At 70.0% G+C, this 22,399-nt stretch carries 19 protein-coding genes; 12 read left to right on the top strand and 7 right to left on the bottom strand.

Annotation, left to right across the window (positions count from 1 at the left end; genetic code table 11):
• Positions 1-27 precede the first annotated feature (27 nt).
• Both mutM and purD read right to left on the bottom strand, forming a co-directional pair.
• Entirely contained in the window at positions 28-846 is an 819-nt protein-coding gene (mutM, locus tag VF584_09100) for a bifunctional DNA-formamidopyrimidine glycosylase/DNA-(apurinic or apyrimidinic site) lyase (GenBank protein ID HEX8210334.1), read from the bottom strand.
• The gene (purD, locus tag VF584_09095; protein ID HEX8210333.1) at positions 839-2,128 is read right to left on the bottom strand and encodes a phosphoribosylamine--glycine ligase; all 1,290 of its coding nucleotides are present in this window, start codon (positions 2,126-2,128) and stop codon (positions 839-841) included. Before purD ends, mutM begins: the two co-directional genes overlap by 8 nt.
• Positions 2,129-2,317: 189 nt before the next feature.
• Between purD and VF584_09090 the strand changes: the two genes are divergently transcribed.
• Positions 2,318-2,803, top strand: coding sequence for a hypothetical protein (locus VF584_09090; GenBank protein ID HEX8210332.1), 486 nt, complete (start codon positions 2,318-2,320; stop codon positions 2,801-2,803).
• Positions 2,804-2,805: 2 nt separating this feature from the next.
• Complete coding sequence (locus VF584_09085) at positions 2,806-3,192, top strand: hypothetical protein (GenBank protein HEX8210331.1); 387 nt, start codon at positions 2,806-2,808, stop codon at positions 3,190-3,192.
• Between the two features lie 59 nt (positions 3,193-3,251).
• On the opposite strand, the gene VF584_09080 is transcribed toward VF584_09085, so the two are convergent.
• On the bottom strand, positions 3,252-4,424 hold the full coding sequence (locus VF584_09080) for a cystathionine gamma-synthase (GenBank protein HEX8210330.1): 1,173 nt from the start codon (positions 4,422-4,424) through the stop codon (positions 3,252-3,254).
• A 188-nt stretch (positions 4,425-4,612) separates the two neighbouring features.
• On the opposite strand from VF584_09080, the gene VF584_09075 reads away from it, so the two are divergent.
• Together VF584_09075 and VF584_09070 are read left to right on the top strand one after the other, a co-directional pair.
• Complete coding sequence (locus VF584_09075; GenBank protein HEX8210329.1) at positions 4,613-5,080, top strand: Lrp/AsnC family transcriptional regulator; 468 nt, start codon at positions 4,613-4,615, stop codon at positions 5,078-5,080.
• Positions 5,073-6,092: an EamA family transporter gene (locus VF584_09070; GenBank protein ID HEX8210328.1), complete on the top strand. Its 1,020-nt coding sequence runs from the start codon at positions 5,073-5,075 to the stop codon at positions 6,090-6,092. Before VF584_09075 ends, VF584_09070 begins: the two co-directional genes overlap by 8 nt.
• Here VF584_09070 and VF584_09065 read toward each other — a convergent pair.
• Positions 6,073-7,500 carry an AMP-binding protein gene (locus VF584_09065; protein ID HEX8210327.1) on the bottom strand — a complete coding sequence of 476 codons (1,428 nt, stop codon included), beginning with the start codon at positions 7,498-7,500 and terminating at the stop codon, positions 6,073-6,075. The two genes, VF584_09070 and VF584_09065, sit on opposite strands and share 20 nt — an antisense overlap.
• A 249-nt stretch (positions 7,501-7,749) precedes the next feature.
• Between VF584_09065 and glmM the strand changes: the two genes are divergently transcribed.
• From glmM to VF584_09050, 3 genes are all read left to right on the top strand, one after another.
• On the top strand, positions 7,750-9,120 hold the full coding sequence (gene glmM, locus VF584_09060) for a phosphoglucosamine mutase (protein ID HEX8210326.1): 1,371 nt from the start codon (positions 7,750-7,752) through the stop codon (positions 9,118-9,120).
• A 45-nt stretch (positions 9,121-9,165) separates the two neighbouring features.
• The gene (glmS, locus tag VF584_09055; GenBank protein HEX8210325.1) at positions 9,166-11,019 is read left to right on the top strand and encodes a glutamine--fructose-6-phosphate transaminase (isomerizing); all 1,854 of its coding nucleotides are present in this window, start codon (positions 9,166-9,168) and stop codon (positions 11,017-11,019) included.
• A 247-nt stretch (positions 11,020-11,266) separates the two neighbouring features.
• A complete protein-coding gene (locus VF584_09050) occupies positions 11,267-12,340 on the top strand; it encodes an NAD(P)-binding domain-containing protein (protein ID HEX8210324.1) in 1,074 nt (357 codons plus the stop codon).
• A 28-nt stretch (positions 12,341-12,368) separates the two neighbouring features.
• On the opposite strand, the gene VF584_09045 is transcribed toward VF584_09050, so the two are convergent.
• Entirely contained in the window at positions 12,369-13,052 is a 684-nt protein-coding gene (locus tag VF584_09045) for a M23 family metallopeptidase (GenBank protein ID HEX8210323.1), read from the bottom strand.
• Between the two features lie 238 nt (positions 13,053-13,290).
• Positions 13,291-13,512, bottom strand: a complete 222-nt coding sequence (locus VF584_09040; GenBank protein ID HEX8210322.1) for a hypothetical protein — start codon at positions 13,510-13,512, stop codon at positions 13,291-13,293.
• A 237-nt stretch (positions 13,513-13,749) separates the two neighbouring features.
• Here VF584_09040 and VF584_09035 point away from each other — a divergent pair, with 237 nt between their 5' ends.
• Positions 13,750-14,277 carry a hypothetical protein gene (locus VF584_09035; protein HEX8210321.1) on the top strand — a complete coding sequence of 176 codons (528 nt, stop codon included), beginning with the start codon at positions 13,750-13,752 and terminating at the stop codon, positions 14,275-14,277.
• A gap of 203 nt (positions 14,278-14,480) precedes the next feature.
• Positions 14,481-15,734, top strand: coding sequence for an NHL repeat-containing protein (locus tag VF584_09030; protein HEX8210320.1), 1,254 nt, complete (start codon positions 14,481-14,483; stop codon positions 15,732-15,734).
• 223 nt (positions 15,735-15,957) lie between these two features.
• Here VF584_09030 and VF584_09025 read toward each other — a convergent pair whose 3' ends face one another.
• Complete coding sequence (locus VF584_09025; GenBank protein HEX8210319.1) at positions 15,958-16,953, bottom strand: aldo/keto reductase; 996 nt, start codon at positions 16,951-16,953, stop codon at positions 15,958-15,960.
• 193 nt (positions 16,954-17,146) lie between these two features.
• Here VF584_09025 and VF584_09020 point away from each other — a divergent pair, with 193 nt between their 5' ends.
• The 3 genes from VF584_09020 (at position 17,147) to VF584_09010 (ending at position 22,292) form a co-directional block, all read left to right on the top strand.
• Complete coding sequence (locus VF584_09020) at positions 17,147-18,817, top strand: GMC oxidoreductase (protein ID HEX8210318.1); 1,671 nt, start codon at positions 17,147-17,149, stop codon at positions 18,815-18,817.
• Positions 18,818-18,980: 163 nt separating this feature from the next.
• Positions 18,981-20,678, top strand: coding sequence for a CHAT domain-containing protein (locus tag VF584_09015; protein ID HEX8210317.1), 1,698 nt, complete (start codon positions 18,981-18,983; stop codon positions 20,676-20,678).
• 198 nt (positions 20,679-20,876) lie between these two features.
• The gene (locus tag VF584_09010) at positions 20,877-22,292 is read left to right on the top strand and encodes a family 43 glycosylhydrolase (protein HEX8210316.1); all 1,416 of its coding nucleotides are present in this window, start codon (positions 20,877-20,879) and stop codon (positions 22,290-22,292) included.
• The last annotated feature ends 107 nt before the right edge of the window (positions 22,293-22,399 follow it).

Genomic DNA, 22,399 nt, shown 5'->3' with positions numbered 1-22,399 from the left:
GCGGCACGCTCCCGTTCGCGGGGTGGCCTACCGCTGGCAGTCTTCGCAGAAAAAAGTGGATCGATTTGCCTGTACGATGCGCTGCAGCGGGCGGTTGCACGCCGCGCACGGCTGGCCCTCGCGGTCGTATACGCGCAACCGGTCGTAGAACTCGCCGCGATTGCCGCTGGCGTCGCGGTAATCCAGGAAGGTGGTGCCCCGGAACTCGATCGCCTCGCTGAGCACTTCCTGCGTCGCGCGGCGGATGCGCTCCACGTCGTCGAGGGTCAGCTCGTTCGCCGGGCGGCGCGGATCGACCCCCGCGCGGAATAGCGCTTCGCTCGCATAGATGTTCCCGACTCCCACCACGCGCGCCTGGTCCATCAGCCACGTCTTCACGGCCACGCGGGAGCGGCGCGTCATCTCGAACAGGCGCTCGGCGCTGAAGTCGTCCGAAAGCGGCTCCACGCCGAGCCGGCCGTCGAAGGCGCTCCACCCGGACTCGTCCGTCCGCCACAGCCGGCCAAAGCGCCGCGTGTCCGCGTAGAGGAGCTCGCGCCCGCGCCCGAGCGTCATCCGCACGCCAAGGTGGGTGGGGAGTGGGTCGCCACGGCGGGGGACGAGGAGGCGGCCCGTCATCCCCAGGTTCACCAGGAGCCGGTCGCCGCGCCCAAGGTCGAAGACGATGTTCTTGGCGCGCCTCGTGACCCCGCCGATGCGCCGTCCCCGCAGCGCCTCCGCGAACTCCGCCGCGCGCTCCCCCTCGATCAGGTCCGCGTGGAAGACCTCGACGTCTCGGATGGTGCGGCCCGGTACCGACGACGCCAGGTCGCGGACGATGGTTTCGACTTCGGGAAGCTCAGGCACGCTCCCCTCCCGCCCGTGCCACCTCGCGCCACCCGATGTCGCGGCGTAGCTGCATCCCCTCGAACACGATCCGCTCCGCCGCCTCCCGGCTGCGCCGCGCCGCCTCCGCGACGGTGGGCGCCAGCGCCGTGACGGCCAGCACGCGCCCGCCCGCGGTCACCAGCGCGCCCCCCTCCTCGCGCGTACCTGCGTGGAAGACGATCACGTCACCCCCGGCCTCGACGTCCGCCGGGATGGTCACGGGGAGTCCGGACGGGTAGTCGCCCGGGTAGCCGGCGGAGGCGAGGACGGTGGACGCGGCGGCGCCGGGGTCCCATTCCAGCCGCGCGCCCGCGATGCTCCCGCCGCGCGCGATCTCCAGCACCGGCTCCAGCAGCGAGGAGCGGAGCAGGGGGAGGACGACCTGCGTCTCCGGATCGCCGAAACGGCAGTTGAACTCCACCACGCGCGGCCCGCTCTCGGTGAGCATCAGCCCGGCGTACAGCAGGCCGCGGAAGGTGCGTCCCTCCTCCGCCATCGCCGCGACCGTGGGTCGCAGGATGTCGCGCTCGACGCGCTCCATCAGCTCCGGCGTGGCGAGCGAAACCGGCGCGTAGGCGCCCATCCCGCCCGTGTTGGGCCCCGTCTCTCCCTCGCCGATGCGCTTGTGGTCCTGCGCCGGGAGCATGGCGACGACGTCAGTGCCGTCCGTGAGCGCGAAGACGGAGAGCTCCTCCCCGCGCATGAACTCCTCGATCACCACCTCGGCACCCGCAGTGCCGTACGCGGTGCCCCCGAGCATCTCGCGCACCGCGGTAAACGCTTGATCCAGCGTTTCGCACACAACCACACCTTTCCCGGCTGCCAACCCTGACGCCTTGACCACCACCGGCGCGCCCACTTCGCGCAGGTACGCCTCGGCCTCCGGGAGCTGATCGAAGGCGCGGAAGTCGGCGGTGGGGATGCCGTGGCGTTTCATCAGCGCCTTGGCGAAGCTCTTGGAGCTCTCGATCTCCGCCGCCGCCTTGCACGGACCGAAGACGGCGAGCCCCCGGTCCGCGAAGTGGTCCGCGATTCCCGCAGCCAGCGGCGCCTCCGGGCCCACGATGGTGAGGTCGACGCCGTTGGCCTGCACCCAAGCGGCGAGTGCCTGGATCTCGCCGGGCGCCAGGGGCAGGGCGGTGGCCCCGCGCATCCCGCCGTTGGGGTTGGTGACGTAGAACTCGGCGGCGGGTGCGTCGCGCCGCAGCTTCCACAGGAGGGCGTGCTCGCGCCCGCCATTGCCCACGATCAGGATCTTCACGAATGCCGGTCGTCTGGAGGAGGAGGTGCTCCGGTGCGGGGATGATACAGGCGCCTGGGTTGCGGATCAAATCCCCTCTGCGCCACCGCGCGAACCGGTTTGCGGCGGGCGCTTGTAAGTCCTGTTGCTCCTGTATAGTATGGCTCGTTCGGCACGACGCCACCCCTGGTCCTGGAGCGCCTCCGCGGCATGAAAACGCCCCTCATCCTCTACTCCGCGAGCACCTGGCTCGCGTACTCCGTCGCGGAGCGCTTCTACGGCGTGCACTACGCCTGGTGCACCGCGTTCTACGACGGTATCACCGCCCCGCGCCACTTCAACATCCCACCGACCTCCAGCCCGGCCGAGATCTACCGCAACCTGGAGGAGGAGACCCGCCGGGGGGATCTCCACAGCGACGCGATCCGGCGAAACGTCGCCGGAATCCGGGACGGGGCCGAGGCGAAGCTCGCGGCTGGCATTATCACCAAGGCTCAACACCGCGAGATCAAAAGAATCGTCGCGGAGGCAAAGATCCCGGATTTCCGACCCGTGTTGTACGTCATTCCGTTCGACCGGCTGGAGGGCAGAATTCCCGAAGTACCGGTTTCCAAGCGCGCCCATCCGCTCTCCCTCGAATACCGCATCGAGGACCTGCGGAACGGGTGCTTCGATGTCCTCGAATTACGGAGGTGAGCATGTTCGAGATCCTGAACGAGGTGCCGGAGGCAGACGCCGTGCACGCGGTGTACGAGGCGACACTCCAGCTCTACCAGCACGACCGGCTGGGAACCCTCCGCGACACGGGGTGCCCGCTCTCCGAGAACAAATTGGCGGTACAGCTGCTCGACGAAATCAGCGAGGTCGAGGGGAAGCACGTCGCTGATCTGCCGACGGAGGAGACGAAGCGCTACATCGTAGAAGTCGTCGAAGTGCTGGAGCGCAGGATGCGGGAGGCGTACCCGGACCCCGACGGAGAGGGGGAGGCGATTCTCAAAGAGATGCGGGTGCAGTACGCGTGGCCCCATTACGGGAGGCCGGAGCGCGGAGCGCCCGTGCAGCCCGGACGACGGGCCGTGGGGTGAGCGAAGGAGGGAGGCACGAAGCTCGTGCCTCCCTCCTCTCATCCGTGCGAGCGAGCGCCTCAGGCCTTTGCCAGCGCCTGGTCGATGTCGGCGATCAGGTCGTCCACGTCCTCGACGCCGCAGGAGAGGCGGACGAGGGCGTCGGAGAGGCCCATGGCCATGCGGCGGTCGGAGGGGATGGAGGCGTGCGTCATCAGGGCGGGGTGGCCGATCAGGCTCTCCACCCCGCCCAGCGACTCGGCGAGCGCGAAGATGCGCACGTTGTTCACGAAGGCGCGCGCGCGGTCCATCGTTCCCAACTCCACCGAGATCATCCCCGTGAAGCCGCGCATCTGCGACTTCGCCAGCTCGTGCTGGGGGTGCGAGGGAAGGCCCGGGTAGAACGCCTTCACCACCTTGGGGTGCCCCTCCAGGTACTCAGCGATGCGCTGGCCGTTCGCGTTGTGCGCCTGCATGCGCAGGTGCAGCGTCTTGGTGCCACGCAGCGCCAGCCAGCAGTCCCACGGTCCCGGGATGCCGCCGGCCGCGTTCTGCAGGAAGCGGAGGCGCTCGTGGAGGTCGTCGCTGGAGGTGACGAGCATCCCGCCGATCATGTCCGAGTGGCCGTTGATGTACTTCGTCGTGGAGTGCAGCACCACGTCCGCGCCCAGCGCCAGCGGGTTCTGGTTGTAGGGCGAGGCAAAGGTGTTGTCCACACTCAGCACCGCGCCGCCCGCGTGCGCGATCTCCGCCGCCCCGGCGATGTCGGAGATGCGCATCATCGGGTTGGTGGGCGTCTCCACGTGCACCAGGCGCGTGTTGGGGCGCATGGCGGCGCGGATCTCGTCCAGGTTGCCGCTGTCCACGAAGGAGAACTCCATCCCCAGCCGCGCGAAGACCTTGGCGAAGAGCCGAAAGGTGCCGCCGTAGACGCCCTCGCCGCAGACCACGTGGTCGCCCGCGTCCCACAGCTTGGCGAGCGTGTCCGTGGCCGCCAGGCCGCTGGCGAAGGCGATGCCGTGCGTGCCTCCCTCCAGCGCCGCCACGTTGCGCTCCAGCGCCTCGCGGGTGGGGTTGTGCGTGCGGGCGTACTCGTACCCCAGGTGCCGCCCCAGCTCCGGCTGCACGTAGGTGGAGGTCTGGTACACCGGCGCCATGATGGCGCCGGTGGTGGGGTCGGGCGTCTGTCCGGCGTGCACCGCCAGGGTCGCGAAGCGGTGGGCCGCGGCCTCCGCGCTGTCATCGTGCATCATGTCTTTTCTCTCTTCCGCTGGGTTCGGTCGTGTGGCGGCGGAAGATGCGCGCCGCTCCACCGCACGGCAAGGTGTCCGCTGTCCCAACGAATATTGTTCGGCAGTGTTGCGCATGCAAGGTGCTGGAACGCAGATTGCTGCTCAGACGGGAGTACGATGTTCGGTGATTTTGCTGGTGGAGAGAACGTATGGATGATATCGACCTGCGCATCGTGGCGCTTCTGCAGGAGAACGCGCGCACTTCCAACGCGGAGATCGCGCGGCAGATGGGGATGGCGCCTTCCGCGATTCTGGAGCGGGTGCGGAAGCTGGAGGAGCGCGGCGTGATCATGGGGTACGCCGCGCGCGTGAACCCCGAGGCGGTGGGTCTGGGGCTGACCGCTTTCGTCTTCGTGCGCGCGAGCGAGCGGGCGGGGGCGGTGAACACGTCGCGCCGCCTGGCGGATCTCCGCGAGGTTCAGGAGGTGCACCACGTGGCGGGCGAGGACTGCTTCCTGGTGAAGGTGCGCGTCGCCAACGCGCGCGCGCTCAGCGTGCTCCTTTCCGAGCGCTTCGGGGAGATCGACACGATCGTCTCCACGCGCTCCACCATCGTCATGGACACGGTCAAGGAGACGGCCGCGCTTCCCATTCCGCGGGAGGCGAGCCGTGGCTGAGACGCGCGCGGGCGAGCCGCGGGCGGCCGTGCTGGCGGCCTTCGCCGCGGTGTACCTGATCTGGGGTTCGACGTACCTCGCGATCCGCTACGCCATCGAGACGCTCCCGCCCTTTCTGATGGCCGGCACGCGCTTCATGACGGCGGGTGCGGTGCTCTACCTGTTCATGCGGATGCGCGGCGTCGCGCCCCCCATGCGGGTGCACTGGCGCTCGGCGTTCCTGCTGGGCGGGATGCTCCTGCTGTTCGGCAACGGCGCGGTGGTGTGGGCCGAGCACCGCATCGCCAGCGGGATCGCGGCGCTGCTGGTGGCGGTGGAGCCGCTCTGGATCGTGCTGCTGGAATGGCTGCGCCCCGGCGGACGCAGGCCTTCCGCGCGCACGGCCGCGGGGGTGGTGCTCGGCTTCGGCGGGCTGGTGATCCTGGTGGGGCCGCAGGACCTCGGCGGCGGACGGGTGGACGTGCTGGGCGCCTTCGTGGTGGTGGTCGCCGCGCTGAGCTGGGCGGCGGGCTCGCTCTACTCGCGCGAGGCTCCGCTCCCGGCGTCGCCTTTCCTCGCCACTTCCATGCAGATGCTGGCCGGCGGCGCGCTGCTGATGGCCGCGGGGCTGGTGACGGGCGACGCGGGGCGGGTGGATCCCTCCGCCTTCTCGGCGAAGTCGCTGGCGGCGCTGGCGTATCTTACGGTGTTCGGGTCGCTGGTGGCGTTCACCGCGTACATCTGGCTGCTTGGCGTGGTGAGCCCTTCGCGCGCCTCCACCTACGCGTACGTCAACCCGCTGGTGGCGGTGGTGCTGGGATGGGCGCTCGCAGGCGAGTCGCTGGATGCGCGCGTCGCCCTCTCCGCCGTGGTGATCGTGGGCGCGGTGGCGATGATCATCGCCGCGTCCAGGGAAGCGGAGAAGGCCGCGCGCCCCGGCGCGGAGAACGCGGAGAAGATCGCGGCGGCGCCGATGCCCGCGCCCGTGCCGGCCGTGCCGGAGACGCGGCGGGTCAGGCGGGTTCGATCGTGATGCGCCCCGGCTGCTTGTAGGCGGCGAGGCCGTCGCGGCAGAGGCGGCGCACGTCCTCCTCGCTCAGCTCGGCGCCGGGGGCGGGGACGACGGTGAGTGCGATCTCGTTCTCCTTGGCCCCGTCCGGCACCGCGGTCACGGAGGCATCGGCCACGCGCGGGTCTTCCTGGATGACGCGCTCGATCTCGCGCGGGTAGATGTTGAAGCCGCTGCGGGTGAACATCGGCTTCAGGCAGCCGCGGAAGCGGATGGTGCCGTCCGGCCCGCACACGCCCAGGTCGCCGGTGCGCAGGGCGCCGCCCCAGAACTGCTCCGGGTCGCGTCCCTCCTCGCCCACGTAGCCGGCGAAGACGTTGGCGCCCTCCACGCAGATCTCGCCGGTGGAGCCGACCGGGCAGTGCTCGCCGCGCGTGCCGCGGATGGTGACCTCCACCCCCGGAAAGGGGTGCCCCATGGAGCCCGGCTGGTTGGGGCGGTCCACACGGTTGAAGAGGCACACGGGCGACGCCTCGGTCAGCCCGTACCCTTCGCGCAGGGGGATGCCAAAGGTCTCCTCCCAGCGCCGCGACACCTCCGCCTGGAGGGGCGCGCCGCCGCAGATGGCCGCGCGCAGCGCATGCTTCGGCACGCCGCGCCGCTCCGCCGCGGAGACCAGCGCCAGGTACGCGGCCGGCACGCCGCTGATGACCGTGGCCTGCGACTCCTCCAGCTGGTCCAGCGTGCGGACGGGGTGGAAGCGCTCTACGGGGACCATGGTGGCGCCGGCGGAGAGCGGAGCCGTCATGGTGACGGTGAGCCCGAAGGCGTGGATCAGCGGGAGGAGGGCGAAGACGCGGTCGTCGGGCGTCAGCGCCATCGCCTCGATGGTGGAGGCGAGGTTGGCGCCCAGGCCGCGGTGCGTGAGCCGGGCTCCGCGCGCCCACCCGTGGATGGCCGAGGTGTAGATGACGGCCGCCTCATCGTCCGGCCCGGGGCGGGGGAGGGGGAAGTCCGCGGCGAGCCCGGTGGAGGGCTCGGTCATGCACCCCTCGGCGGGCTCCAGCAGCACCGGCGTGGCGCCGGGCGGAAGCAGGTGCTCCAGCGCTTCCATGGTGACCACCGTCCGCGCGCCGGCGTCGGCGGTGTACTCGGCGATCTCGCGCCGCGAGTACTGCGGGTTCAGCAGCAGCGCGCTCGCCCCGGCGCGCAGCACCCCGTAGAACGCCACCGGGAACGCCGCCACGTTGGGAAGCAGTATCCCCACGCGCTCCCCCGCCACGCCCAGCGCGTGCAGCTCCGCGGCGAACGAGGTGATGCGCTGGTCCAGCTCGGCGTACGTAACCGGCGGGCAATCCGCCGCGGCGACGGCGAGGTTGTCCGGGAAGCGCCGTGCGGCGTCGGCGAAACGGTCGTACAGCGATGCGCTCATTGACGGTCCGGATGGCGGAATCGGGTTAGGCTTTGCGCAAGGTAGCGAGGACCCGTACCAAAGAACAACAGGGCCTCACACAGAGACACAGAGGGCACGGAAAGAACGGCAGAAGGAGTTCTCTGCGTCTTGCGGTTCCCTCCGTGTTCTCTGTGTGAGGCTTTGTTCTCTACGCGAGGCTTTTTTTGAGAACCGATCTTGCAAAGCGTCCCCGCGACCACGGCAAGTCAACCAGCGAATACGGCGCACGTGATCGATACTTCGAAGCTGATGGTGAGCGTCTCCGGGCTACGGGGACGCGTGGGGGAAGGGCTCACGCCGGAGGTCATCGCGCACTTCGCCGCCGCGTTCGGCGCGTACGTGCGGAGCCGCGGGCCGGGGAAGACGGTGGTGCTGGGACGGGACAGCCGCGTCAGCGGGCCGATGTTCGCGCGGGCCGCCACGGCGGGGCTCCAGTCCGTGGGGTGCGACGTGGTGGACGTGGGCGTCGCGCCCACCCCCAGCGTGCAGCTCGCGGTGGAGGACCTCGGCGCGGCCGGCGGGCTCGCGGTGACGGCGAGCCACAACCCCATCGAGTGGAACGCGCTGAAGTTCATCGGCCCCACCGGGATGTTCCTCGACGCCGAGGAGAGCGCGGGGATGCGCGCCATCGCCGACGTCGAGGTGCCGCGCGTGACCTGGCAGGACCTGGGCGGATGGAAGGAGGACGTTGAGGCCGTCGAGCGGCACCTGCAGCGCATCCTGGGCATCCCGTTCCTGGACGTGGAGCGCATCCGCCAGCGGCGCTTCCGCGTGGCGCTGGACTGCGTGCGCGGAGCCGGCGGCGCCATCTTCACCCGACTCCTGGAGGAGCTGGGCTGCGAGGTGACGGCCATCAACATGGAGCCGGACGGCCTCTTTCCGCGCGAGCCGGAGCCGGTCGCCGAGAACCTGGGCGAGCTGGAGGAGCTGGTGCGCAGCAGCGGCGCCGAGCTGGGGCTCGCCACCGACCCCGACGTCGACCGCCTCTCGCTCGTCTCCGACGAAGGGAAGGCGATCGGCGAGGACTACACGCTGGCGCTGGCGGCGTCGCTCGTGCTGCGCCACCGGCCGGGCGCGCTGGTCACGAACCTCTCCACCAGCCGCCTGCTGGACGACGTGGCGGAGGCCGCCGGGCGCACGCTGGTGCGCGCGCCGGTGGGGGAGATCAACGTGGCGCGCCGGATGCAAGCGGAGCGCGCCACCATCGGCGGCGAGGGGAACGGCGGAGTCATCCTCCCCGACGTGCACCTGACGCGCGACGCGCCCGTGGCCGCCGCGCTCATCCTTCAGCTGCTGGCCGAGAGCGACCAGCCGCTGAGCGCGCTGGCGGCGGGAATCGGCAAGTACGAGATCGTCAAGGAGAAGCTCCCCCGCCCGTCGCAGCCGCTGGACGCGGTGTACGACGCGCTGGCGGCGCGCTTCCCCGAGGCGGACGCGGACCGGCAGGACGGGCTGCGCCTCTCCTGGGCCGCCGAGCGGAAGTGGGCGCACCTGCGCCCCTCCGGCACCGAGCCGATCGTCCGCATCATCTGCGAGGCGCCCTCGCGCGAGGAGGCGCTCGCGCTGGTGGACACGCTGCGCACCGCCCTTCCGGCGTGACGGCGTAACGACACGACCCATCATCACACGAATCGAGAAACCCCCATGTGCGGAATCGTCGGCTACATCGGTGAGCAGCAGGTCGCGCCGCTCCTCATCCAGGGGCTGAAGCGGCTGGAGTATCGCGGGTACGACTCCGCGGGGGTCGCGGTGGTGCGCGACGGCACCATCCAGGTGCGGAAGGAAGCCGGCAAGATCGTCGAGCTGGAGAAGGCGATCGAGGCCGATCCGGTGGAGGGGGTGTACGGGATCGGGCACACGCGCTGGGCCACCCACGGGCCGCCCACCACGCGCAACGCCCACCCGCACATGAGCGAAAAGGGCGACTTCGCCGTGGTCCACAACGGAATCATCGAGAACGCGGGGACGCTGCGGAAGCTCCTCCAGGGGCGCGGCCACGTCTTCTCATCCGAGACGGACACCGAGGTGCTGGTGCACCTGATCGAGGAGATGTTCGAAAAGGGGGAGGGGCGCGCGCAGGGGTCGTTGGAGCGCGCCGTGGAGGCCGCCCTCGGGCAGATCGAGGGGACGTACGGGATCGCCGTGGTCTCCACGCGCGACCCCAACAAGATCGTCGCCGCTCGCCTGGGGAGCCCGCTCCTGATCGGCGTGGGCGAGAACGGCGAGACGTTCGTGGGGTCCGACGCGGCGGCCGTCATCGCGCACACCCGGGAGGTGGTGTACCTGGACGACGGCGACATGGTTACCATCACTCCCGGCGGCTACACGGTGCACCGCCCCGCGCAGGGCCCGGTGAGCCGCCCCGTGAGCCACGTGGACTGGGACCTGAGCGAGGTGGAGCGCGGCGGCTACCCGCACTTCATGCTCAAGGAGATCATGGAGCAGCCCAACACCCTGCGCGAGACGATGCGCGGGCGCCTCCTTCCCGAAGAGGGCGGGGTGAAGCTGGGCGGCCTCACGGGGATGGACGAGGAGCTGCGCGCGGTGGAGCGCATCATCATCCTGGGATGCGGCACCTCGTGGCACAGCGGGCTGATCGGCGAGTACATGCTGGAGGACATCGCCCGCATCCCCACCGACGTGGAGTACGCCAGCGAGTTCCGCTACCGGCGGCCGGTGGTGGAGCCCAACACGCTCACCATCTCGATCTCGCAGTCCGGCGAGACGGCGGACACGCTGTGGGCGATGCGCGAGGCGAAGCAGCAGGGCGCCACCACGCTGGGCGTGGTCAACGCCGTGGGCTCCACCATCGCGCGCGAGACGGACGCGGGCATCTACCTGCACGCCGGCCCGGAGATCGGCGTGGCGTCCACCAAGGCGTTCACCAGCCAGGTGCTGGTGCTGGCGATGCTCACCGTGCACCTGGGCCGGCTGCGCGGCACCCTGTCGCCGGCGCGCGGCCGCGAGATCGTGCGCGCCATGCAGCAGATCCCCGAGCAGGTGTCGCACCTGCTGGAGATGGACTCTGCGATTCAGAAGCTGGCCGAGGAGTACGTCGATTCCAGGAACTTCCTGTACCTGGGGCGCGGCTACAACTTCCCGGCGGCGCTGGAGGGTGCGCTCAAGCTCAAGGAGATCAGCTACATCCACGCCGAGGGCTACCCCGCCGCCGAGATGAAGCACGGCCCCATCGCCCTCATCGACGAGGACATGCCGGTGGTGGTGATCGCGCCCAAGGACGCCGTGTACGACAAGGTGCGCTCCAACATCGACGAGGTGAAGGCGCGTGGCGGCTGCATCATCGGCGTGATCAGCGAAGACGACCACGAGCTGATCGACGTGGTGGACCACGCCATCTGCATCCCCCGCACCCACGACGCGCTCACGCCAATCCTGGCGAGCGTGCCGCTGCAGCTGCTGGCCTACTACATCGCCGTGCTGCGCGGGACGAACGTGGACCAGCCGCGGAATTTGGCGAAAAGCGTTACAGTCGAGTAATTCGGCCCAGGCGCTTCGAAGTCGTCGTCATGGCCGGTGGAGAAGAGACGCGCGGGCGCGACCGAATTGTCGCGCCCGCGTCGCATGAATGCGGTGCGCGATACTGGATCCGCGTGCCCGCGAGCTTCAGCGCCGTAGCTTCCCGGGCGAGCGGGGGTGCCCGGGAAGCCGGGACACGATCCTGTCGACGATTTGTATGGAACACACTTCCACTCTGGACGTGCCACAGCACCGACCACGTTCAGGGGTGGCGCTCAAGACCGAGATCGTGGTCATGGGGGCGGGGCAGGCGGGGCTCTCGGCGGCGTACCACCTGAAGAAGCGAGGATTGGCCGCGCACCGGGGCTTCGTGGTGCTGGACCAGTCGCCCGCGCCGGGAGGGGCGTGGCAGTTCCGGTGGCCGTCGCTCACGCTGAGCACCGTCAACCGCGTCCACGATCTGCCCGGGATGCCCTTCTCAGAGGCGGTGGACACGTCAGACCCCGAGGTGCAGGCGAATGTGGCCGTGCCGCGGTACTTCGCCGCATATGAGAAGGCGTTCGATCTTCCGGTCTACCGGCCCGTGGCGGCCAGGGTCGTCTGCGACCGCGGCGACCGGCTGCGGGTGGAGACGGATCGCATCGAGGTCTCGGCGCGCGGGATCATCAACGCGACGGGGACGTGGGAGACGCCGTACATCCCCGAGTACCCGGGCGCGGAGCGGTTCGGCGGGCGGCAGCTGCACACAAAGGATTTCCGCACCGCCGATGAGTTCGTGGGGCGGCACGTGGTGGTGGTGGGCGCCGGCATCTCGGCGATCCAGCTGCTGGACGAGGTCTCGCGCGTCACGACCACCACGTGGGTCACGCGCAAGCCGCCCGAGTTCCGCTCCGGCCCTTTCGACGAGGCGGCGGGGCGCGCCGCCGTGGCAATGGTGGAAGACAGGGTGCGCCGCGGCCTCCCGCCCGTCTCCGTCGTCTCGGTGACCGGTCTTCCCGTCACTTCCGCCGTCGAGGCGATGCGCGCGCGCGGCGTCCTGAACCGCCTCCCGATGTTCAGCGAGATCACCGAGGACGGCGTCCGCTGGCCCGACGGCACCGAGCTGCGCGCCGGCGTCATCCTGTGGTGCACCGGCTTCCGCAGCTCGCTCGACCACCTGGCGCCGCTGATGCTGCGCGAGCAGGGCGGGGGGATCACGATGACCGGCCGGCTCGCGACGCAGGTCGCCCGGGACCCGCGCATCCACCTGGTCGGCTACGGCCCCTCCGCCTCCACCATCGGAGCCAACCGCGCCGGCCGCGCCGCGGTGGACGAGCTGATGGCGTTCCTCGGGCTTCGCTGAGCGGCCGCGTGTGAGCCCGCGCCGGGCGCTACCGCAGCAGCGGATACGGGTTCTGCGCGACGCCACCCCAGTACTTGGCCGGGTCCTTGGTGGTAGAAACTTCGAAGTGCAGGTGGTAGTTGCCGGGGCCGGCGTCCCCGGTGTTCCCCACGTACCCCAGCACCTGGCCGCGGCGCAAGGGACGCCCCTCCGCGATGCCGGCGGCGTAGTGATCCAGGTGCGCGTAGTAGTAGATCGTGCGGCGGTCCGGCGCCAGCTGGTACAGCGTGATGCCGCCGCGGGCGCTCTGGAACAGCTTCATCACCACGCCGTCCGACACCGCCACGACCGGTGTGCCCTGCGCGGCCATGATGTCGATGGCGTCGTGGCGCCGGCCCTGTCCGCGGGCCTGGTCGTAGGTGTCCACCAGCTTCGCCGCCGCGACGCCCTGCACGGGGATCATGAGTCCCAGCGCCCCCACCGCCGTGGGTGCCACCACTACAGGCAGCTCCACGCCAGCGGAAGGAACGACGGCGACCTGCGCGGGCGTAGCAGGCTGCGCGACGCCGGGCACCGCCACGGGCGCGACGGCGACCGGCACGGACTCCTCCGGCCCGAGTGCGACCTGCACGCGGTCCAGCGTGCCGGGAGAGGCGCGGTCGACGGCAAGCACGGTCGCCAGCATCGCGACGGCGCCAAGGGTGAAGGTGAGGAGATACCGGAGGATTCGCATCGGAGCACCGCCCGCGTGGAAGGCTGCCGGCAACGGTGCCCGGCGGGCGGGGGCGTGTTCGCGCCGCTGCCACGATCAATCTAACGGCGTAGAGCGTTGCAAGCGAATCACTTACGATCGGCCCTGGCGAGATGGGTCGCCAGGGCCGCTGTTCTATCGTGCCCATCGACACCTGGATGGCTTCGGCCCGGCTGCACTTACCTCAGCGGTACTCCAACCTTCTCAGGCAGGGCTACGCTCACCTCGTCGAACCGCCGATGCAGTGGTGGCAGTTGTCGTAACCGTCGTCATTCGCCTTCTTCTGCGAGGTGTACGGCTTGTCGTGATCAGCCTCGATGATCTCGTCGATCTGGCAGTCTTTTTCCTTCTCGTTGTCGAGATCATGAACTTCCATCTTGCTCGGGCTGGTGTTCGCGAGATACCGCTCCCCATTCATGTTGCCCGTGTATCGCCTGGCCATTGGTCCCTCTAGCGCTGCAGATGAAGTGAACCTCCCGCAGAGCTCTGTCGGACGTAAGGCGAGGTTTTCTCACGAGATGTGTATTTCGTCGGAGAAAGCCACCGCGCACGTGGGGCGGAGTTCCCACTCTCTTGCCCTTTGTTACGGACGATTGGCGGCGCGCGGTGTCGCCTCGTAGCTTGGTCGCTGCCTTCCGCCGCCAGGAGGCGGACCCACTCCCCCCGCACACCCACGAACATGCGCAACCGACACTTCGTTCTGCTGCTTCTCCCGCTGCTCGCCGCCTGCCAGCCGCAGACGTCACCCGCCCCCTCCCCGGCGCCGGCCGCGACGGCTGGCGCGCGCGAGACGACGGAGCAGGACCGCGCCGCGGTGCTCGCGTCCATTCAGAGCTTCATGGACGCGCTGCGGACCAGGGACACCACGGCGATGAACCTGCACGTGGACTCGCTCACGCGCCTCACACTCATCCGCCCCACCCGCGACGGCGGTACGCGCGTGATGGTGATGACGGGCGCGCAGTTCATCCGCGCGGTCACGCAGCCGGGCCAGCCCGGGATCGACGAGCCCATCCGCAACCCGGTGGTGCACGTGAGCGGCGACCTGGCGTCCGTGTGGGCCGAGTACCAGGTCCGCCGCGACACCACCGTCACGCACTGCGGCTTCGACGCCTTCCACCTCGCCCGCCGCGACGGCCGCTGGAAGCTCCTCAACATCAGCGACACCTACCAGCAGACGGGGTGCGGGCCGGCCTGGCCGCGCTGACACCAGTCCGCCGACGGGCACCAATCAATTGGGCGCTCCGGCTTTCCGGAGCGCCCGATTGATTTGCGGAAGGGCCCGGCGAACGGGCGAACGCCGATCTTGCCCGCACGCTCGGCGCGGAGTAGCCTTCGGTCGACGCGGAATCCGAGCGGCGGCTCGGCCTCACCCACCCGCCTGCATCACGCCGACCCCCCCCGACGCACATGCCCGAACTGCTGCGCTGCCCCACGTGCTCCGCGCCGCTGAACGCGCCCGCAACGCTGGACACCACCGCGCGATGCCCCTACTGCGGCGGGAGCGTGCTGCTGGCCGGCCGCGCCGACGGTGCCGCTGGGCCGCAGGCCGCCGTCGCGGAGGTGCTGCGGCTGCTGCGCGCGGGGGACAGGGTCGCCGCCGCCAAGTTGTACCGCGACCATTTCGGGGGCGGGCTGAACGAGGCCGTGGACGCGGTCCTCCGCCTGGAGGCGACCCTGCCGCCGGGCACCGTGGTCCGGAAGAACGCCGCCGGTCGCGTGGCCGGCTGCGCGGTGCTGCTGGTCGCGCTGGTCATCGGGGTGGTGGTGGTGGCCACGCGGAGCGGATCGCCGCCGCCCGCCCCGGCCGACCAGCCGCGGGCGGTGGCCGGGAGCGCACCGTTGAGCACGCCCGCACCCAACACGCCCCCCGCGTTCGCGGACGTGGTGCTCCGCTTTGGCAGCGAGGGCACGGGCGCCGGGCGGTTCGAGGACGCGCGGAGCGTGGCGGTGGACGGCGCGGGGCGGATCTACGTGGCCGAGTACAGCGGAGGCCGGGTGCAGGTGTTCGACTCGCTGGGCACCTTTGTCACCCAGTGGACGGCAGACCCGCGGATGCCGCTGGTGGACCTGGAGGCCGACCGCGGCGGCACCGTGTACGTGGTGCAGAGCGGCCGCATCCGCCGCTATGAGGGCGCCACCGGCCGCCCGCTGGGCACGGTGGCCGGCGCGGGCCAGAACGTGAACGACCTGGTGCTGGCGCTCGATGGAACGCTGTGGGTGGCCAACCACTCGGCCGACGTGGTGCACCTCTCGCGCGACGGCAAGGTGCTGCGCCGCGTGGACCTGCGGCAGGCGGTGCAGGAAAACGCCGCGCCGGCACGGCTGGCCGTGTCGGGAAAGGGCGAGGTGTACGCGCTGGACCAGTGGACGGGCGAGATCTACCGGCTGGATGCCTCGGGGAGGTTCGTGGACCGCTTCGGGGGGAAGGGCGACGGGCCCGAGCAGTTCCGTTGGGCCGTGGGGCTCGCCATCGACGGGCGCGGCCGCGTGTACGTGAGCGACGTGGGGCGCGGCATCCGCGTGTTCGACGCCGCCGGCCACTTCGTCGACGCGTTCGGCGAGGGCACAGTGGGGTTCGGGCTGGCCTTCGACGACCGCGACGGCCTCTACACCGCCCAGCGCAACAGCCACGAGATCGTCAAGTTCCGCGTGAAACGCTGACGGCGAGCCTCGCATGGGTGCCTTCCAGCGCGCCCGCCGCGGCGGCCGTTGGAAGCTCCTCAAGTCTCACGCAGAGGCGCAGAGACGCAGGAGAGAACCGCAACCGCATGGCTCCCACAGAGACACAGAGCAAACCGCATCAAGGTTTTTTCTGTGGCTTTCAGTTCCTTCCGTGGCCTCTGTGTGAGGCTTTTCTCTGTTGTTCTCTCCCTGCGTGTCCGCGTCAGCGATCCACGTGCGCCTGCTGGGCGGGGTTATAGCGCGGGCCACTGATCTTGTCGGGGGCGAGGGCGGCGTCGAGGGTGGACATCTCGTCGCTGCTGAGCGAGACGTCGGCGGCGGCCAGGTTTTCTTCGAGGTAGGGGCGGCGCTTGGTGCCGGGGATGGGGACGAGGTCCGGGCCCTTGTGGAGGAGCCAGGCGAGGGCGATCTGGCCGGGGGCCGCGCCCTTGCTGGCGGCCAGCGCGCGCACCGACTCGGCGGCGCGGAGGTTGGCGTCGAAGTTCTCGCCCTGGTAGCGCGGGTCGCCGCGGCGGAAGTCGCCCTGCGGGTACTCCTCGGCGCGCTTCACGGCGCCGGTAAGGAAGCCGCGGCCGAGCGGCGCGAAGGGGACGAGGCCGATCCCCAGCTCGCGCAGCAGGGGGATGATGCGCGGCTCCAGGTTGCGCTCCCACAACGAATACTCGCTCTGCAGCGCCGAGATCGGGTGCACGGCGTGCGCGCGGCGGATCGTCTGCTCGCCCGCTTCGGAGAGGCCGAGGAAGCGCACCTTTCCCTCGCGCACCAAGTCGGCCATCGTGCCTACGACGTCCTCGATGGGCACGGCGGGGTCCACGCGGTGCTGGTAGAGGAGGTCGATGCGGTCCGTCTCCAGCCGGCGGAGCGAGCCCTCCACCGCCTCGCGGATGTGCTGCGGCCGGCTGTCGAGCCCCGCCATGCGGCCGTTCTCGATCCTGAAGCCGAACTTGGTCGCGATCACCACCTGTTCGCGCCGGCCGCGGAGGGCGCGGGCGAGCAGCTCCTCGTTGGCGAACGGGCCGTACACCTCGGCCGTGTCCAGAAAGGTGCATCCGAGCTCGATGGCCCGGTGGACGGTGGCGATCGACTCCGCTTCGTCGCGCTCCTCCGCGGTGCCGTAGGCCTGGCTCATCCCCATGCAGCCGAGGCCTAGCGCGGAGACGGCGAGGCCCTGCGTGCCGAGTGTGCGGGTGGTCAGCATGAGTGCTATTTGATCATCGGGTGGATGAGGTTGCGGCCGCGGCGTCCAGTAATCGGATGCCGCGGCCGTTTGCACGTCAGATTCGTACCGCGCCAGGCGCAGCCTTCCGGCGAACACGATCCTTCCTGACACGCTCCCGGAACTACATCTTGCCAGAGACCGGTCGAGTTAATGTCCAACAGGAGCGGGTGCGATGACGTTTACGCCTTCCACGTACGCGAACTTCGTTTCGGAAACGAGTGCGGCCCAGGAGCGGCTCTTCCTCCGCTACATCGGGCCCAGGGACGACTTCGACATCGTGATCGTCGGGTCGGGAATGGGGGGCGGGATCCTGGCGGACGATCTGGCGGATCGCGTCGGGAAGGAGAAGCGCATCCTGGTGCTGGAGGCCGGGTCGTTCATCTATCCCACGCACGTCTACAACCTCTGCCGCTTTCCCAACGCGAAGATGGCGCAGCACTTCGCGTGCGACACCTTTTGGCAGGACGGGAATTCCGGAACCCAGAACTTCATCGGCGAGAAGCCGCAGATGAACTTCGGCGGGCGGTCGATCTTCTGGTCCGGCCTGATCCCGACCGTGCAGGACTGGGAGCTCGGCTTCTTTCCCGAACGGGTGCGGCGGGATCTGGCGTCGGGGGGCCTGCTGCGGGTGGCGGGCGAGGTGATGAGCGAGTCGCGGTCGATGGGGTCCAGGGCGAAAGCCGTCGTCGAGCGGCTGCGGCAGTCGCCGCTCGGCGAGGACTTCGACATCCATGAGACCCCGCGCGCGCTGCATCAGCCTTACCTGAAGCCAGACGGCACGGCGAACGACGAGTTCTTCACCGAGCCGACCGGCGTCTTCAACACGGCCGAGCTGCTGGTGAACCAGGTCGGCCTTACGCCGGGAGTCAGCCACGGCGACTGGGCGGGGCTGCAGCTCCTGCTCAACCACTTCGTGGAGGACGTGCAGAACCACGGCGACCACATGCGGCTGGTGGCCCGCAACACCCTGACCGGCCAGGCACGGACGTTCCGGGCGGGAACCGTGGTCCTGGCCGGCGGCTCCATCGAGAGCCCCAAGCTCCTGCGCCGCGCCAGCATGTACCCCTGGCTGCCGCAATCCACCAAGGATCTGCTCGGCCGCGGGCTGACGGATCACCCCACCTCCGACGAGATCACCACCTTTGCCCGCGGGATCGGCGACGTCCGGCTGGACCGGGGCGACCACGCCAAGATCGTCTTCTACTCCAGGGGCAGGCGAGACGGGGGCCAGATCCGCTTCCCGTTCAACGTGGAGATGAACATCAACCACGAGTACTGGCACCTGCGGGAGAACGACGAGGGCGCGGCGGGGACCCGGGCCGCGGACGACCCCGCCCGGATCGACATCAAGTTCAGCTTCGGGAACTGCCTGGACGAGAACAACGTGGTGAAGCCGGCCCGGCCGTTCGAGTACGTGCCCGAGATCGCCTTCCGGAATCAGAAATGGGTCGACTACCTCGCCCAGGAGCGCTTCCCCGCGCTGGCCGGATGGCGCAGGAGCGCCGGCGAGGTGTTCGAAGTGCTCAACGGCGTGACGGACCGGATCTTCTCGCAGTTCCACAACGACGGCCAGCCCGCGCGCGCCGGGGGCCGGTACGGACAGGGTGGCAAGGGCTTCGGCTGGGGGACGGTGCACCACGCGGTCGGCACCCTGCGGATGCCGTACAGGCCCGGGCTGGATGCTCCCTTCGCACCGCATTCGGTGGTCGATGAAGACCTTCGCGTGGTGGGCACCGAGCGCCTTTACGTCTGCGACATGTCGGTGCTCCCGTTCAGCTCCGCCGCCAATCCCGTGCGGACGCTGGCAGCCCTCGCCCTGCGCCTGTCGCATCGTCTCGGCTGACAGGCGGGAATGGGGCGGGTGCTTGGGGACTCCAGGGCGATGCGACCGTACCGCATTCGGCCGCTAGGGTACGCCTGACGCTCATTGCACGCCACCCGGGAGAGGAATTTCGAGGTGCATGGCCGACTAGTCGGCTGTGCACCTCTCATCTTCCCGGGCGAACATGAAGAAAACCAAAGTCCTCTTTTTCGCGGCCGATCCGATGTCGGTGCTTCCGGACAGGCCGCAGCCGCTCCAGCTCGGTGCGGACTTTCGTGGGATTCGCAAGCGGGTGGAGGAAGACGGCCGCCTCTCCGTGATGGACTTCGACTGCCAGTTCGACGCGCGTCCGGAGGACCTGATCGATCGGTTGCGCCTCACGCGCCCGCAGATCCTGCACTTCAGCGGACACGGGAACGTCCAGGGACTGAAGTTCACTTCGCCGCACGGGGCCGGCCCGCAGCTGGTCACGGGTGCCGCGCTGAAGCAGATGTTGACGGTGTTCCGGCACGAGATCCGGCTCGTGGTCCTGAGTGCCTGCTTTTCGAGGGACCAGGCCGCGGCCATCGCCCAGGTCGTGGGCTGCGCTATCGGCACTTCCGGCGGGATCGCGGACGAGGATGCGATCCGGTTCGACGCCGCGTTCTACGGCTATCTCGCCGGCGGGGAGTCCGTGCAGACCGCCTTCGACATGGCCAGCGCGGAGCTGGAGGTGCACGGTTTGAGCGGAACGCGCCCCGAGTTGCTCGCGCGCAAGGACGTGAACCCCGCCAAGCTGTTCCCGGTGCCGAGGTTTCGCCGCGCGAAGCAGCGCGGAGCGGTCGGCGGGATTCTGGCGATCTCCGCGTTGGTCGTCGCGAGTATACCACGGGATACCGCTCCTCTTCCGTACGTTCCAGCGGGATTGCAGTCGATGGCATGCGCGCCGACGAGTGCGTTCTCCTCGCCGGCTGAGGCATCTGCGCCAGAGGCCGTCACGTTTTCCTCCGCGGGTTCGTCGACGGCGGATCTCGACGAGGCGAAAGCGCTCTGCGCCGCGGGGGCCGCGGACAGTGCGTTTCATCTGTTCAAAGAATTGGCTCAGGCTGGGAATGCCGAGGCGCGGGGCCTGGAGGCGATTGCGTACATGACTGGCCGGGGCGCCCAACACAATCCGGAGCTGGGCTTCAAGAAGCTGCGCGAGGCGGCGGGCAAGGGCGACCTCCGCAGCATGACCGCGCTGGCTACCGCGTACGAAACCGGGTACGGAACGACGCGGGCGAGCAAGTACCACGCGCGGCTCTGGCTCAACAAGGCGGCGAGGCGGGGCGACGCGGAGGCGATGCGCAGGCTCGGCGTCGTCCACCGCCAGGCGGAGAGCGACTCCGCGCTGTACTGGCTGACCCGCGCCGTGGCGGCCGGCTCGGCGGATGCGCGCGTGGACCTGGGCTACATGTACGACGCCGCCATCCTGGTCGCGCGGGACACGGCGAAGGCCGTCCAGCACTACGCCGCGGCGGCAAGGGCCGGCTCGGCGCGGGGGATGTACGCGGTCGGACGCGTGTACCAGGCGGGCATGGGGGTGAAAAAGGACCCGGTGCAGGCGCATCGCTGGTACCGCAAGGCAGTGTGCGCGGGCTCCCCGGACGCCATGGCCGCGATCGGCGAGCAGTTTCTGCACGGCGACGGCGTTCCCGCGGACAGCGGCATGGCTACACGATGGTTCCGCCTGGCCAGCGCCGCGGGCTCGCCGTCCGCGGCGGGGAAGCTCCACGCGCTCAAGGCGCCGGAGCAGCCGCGGCAGTGGAGGGGCCTCGTGGGCTGGGGGCTGGCGCGGCTGGGGTTGGCGGAGACGCACCCGCAGCTGTCCTGCTCCTCGGAGGTAGGCGCGGGGCCAGCCTGATCGGGCACCTGCAGCCGAGCGGGAGCACCACATTGGTGCCCAGGGTGCGGGCGTGCACTACTCTGGGACGCACCGCCGCGGGGCGAAAAACGCGCAACGACAACCCGCGCAACGACTAAGCGGCGGACGCCCCGTGGTCCGCCGCGTGCCTGCACCGGGGTAGTTGTACGCCTTCCTTCCCCACGCCCCGGAGCACCCATGGCACGGAGCACCCCATCGTGGCTTCACGCGCTCACCCTAACGGCCGCGCTCGCGGCCGGGGCGTGCGGCGAGGTCACCGGCACCGGCCCCGCCGGCGAGCCGCGTGCCAACGTCGGCATCACGGCCACCACCGGCAACCCGATGCTCCCGGGCGACAGGCCCGATCCCCACATCGCGGTCCTCGACGGCAAGTACTGGCTCTATCCCACGGGGGGCGGGGCGTTCCGCGCCTACTCGTCGTTCGACCTGACCAACTGGGTGGACGAGGGCGTCGTGCTGGACCTCGGCCCCGGCGTGAGCTGGACGGACCGCAACGGGTGGGCGCCGGCCATCGTCTTCCGCAACGGCAAGTACTACTTCTACTACTCGGCCAACGGGCCCGCGCCGGACAGCAAGATCGGCGTGGCGGTGGGGAATTCGCCGCGCGGGCCGTTCGTGGACAAGGGCGTGCCGCTGGTCCACAGCACCTCCACGGTGGAGGCGATCGACCCGATGGTGTTCGTGGACGACGACGGGCAGGCGTACCTGTACTACGGCGGCTCGGCGGGAAGCAACCTGGCCATCGTGAAGCTGAACTCCGACATGACTTCGCTGGCCGGCACGCCCGTGGTGCGCACGCCGTCGTACTTCACCGAAGCGCCGTTCATGCACAAGCGCAACGGCATCTACTACATGACGTACTCCAACGGCCGCTGGTACGACGCGAGCTACAACGTGCGCTACGCCACGGCGACCGGACCGATGGGGCCGTGGACCTACCGCGCGCAGATCCTCTCCTCCAACACCGAGGACAAGGGCCCCGGCCACCACTCCGTGCTGCAGCGCCCCGGTACCGACCAGTGGCACGTCGTCTACCACCGCTGGGAGAACGGCAACTTCAGCGCGGGGCGCAGCACCGCCATCGACCGCCTGACCTACGCCACGGACGGCCTTCTCCAGCGCGTGGTGATGACCAACACGGGCGTGGGCGCATCGCCGCTGGTGGTGCCGGACGGGCGCTACCGGCTGATCGCCAAGCACAGCAACAAGGCGCTGGACGTGGCGGGGTGCTCCAACGCGGACGGCGCGGACGTCATCGTGTGGCCGTACGCGGGGCGCCTGTGCCAGCAGTGGGACTTCGTGAACCTGGGCACCGGCTACTACAAGATCACCGCGGCCAACAGCGGCTTCGCCCTGGAGGTGGCCGGCTGCTCCGCCGCCGACGGCGCGGACGTGGTGGTCGGCGCGTACTCGGGCGCCGGGTGCGAGCAGTGGCAGGTGGTGGCGACGGGTGACAACGCCTGGCGCCTGGTCGCGCGCAACAGCGGCAAGGCCCTGGACGTCGGCGGCTGCTCCACTGCCGACGGCGCCGACGCCATCCTCTGGCCCTACTGGGGCGGCGACTGCCAGCGGTGGAGGATCGAGAAGCCCTGACCGGCGGCGCCCAGGCCGAGCTGGGGCGCGAACGACCTACAGGAACGAGAGAGGCGCTCCCTGCTGGGGGGCGCCTCTCTTCCGTTCCACTCATGCTAAACGCCTCC

Origin of the sequence: Longimicrobium sp., from assembly GCA_036389135.1 — a bacterium.
Classification (GTDB): domain Bacteria; phylum Gemmatimonadota; class Gemmatimonadetes; order Longimicrobiales; family Longimicrobiaceae; genus Longimicrobium.
The sequence above is the reverse complement of the archived record's forward strand: the minus strand, read 5'-3'. Positions and strand labels throughout refer to the sequence as shown.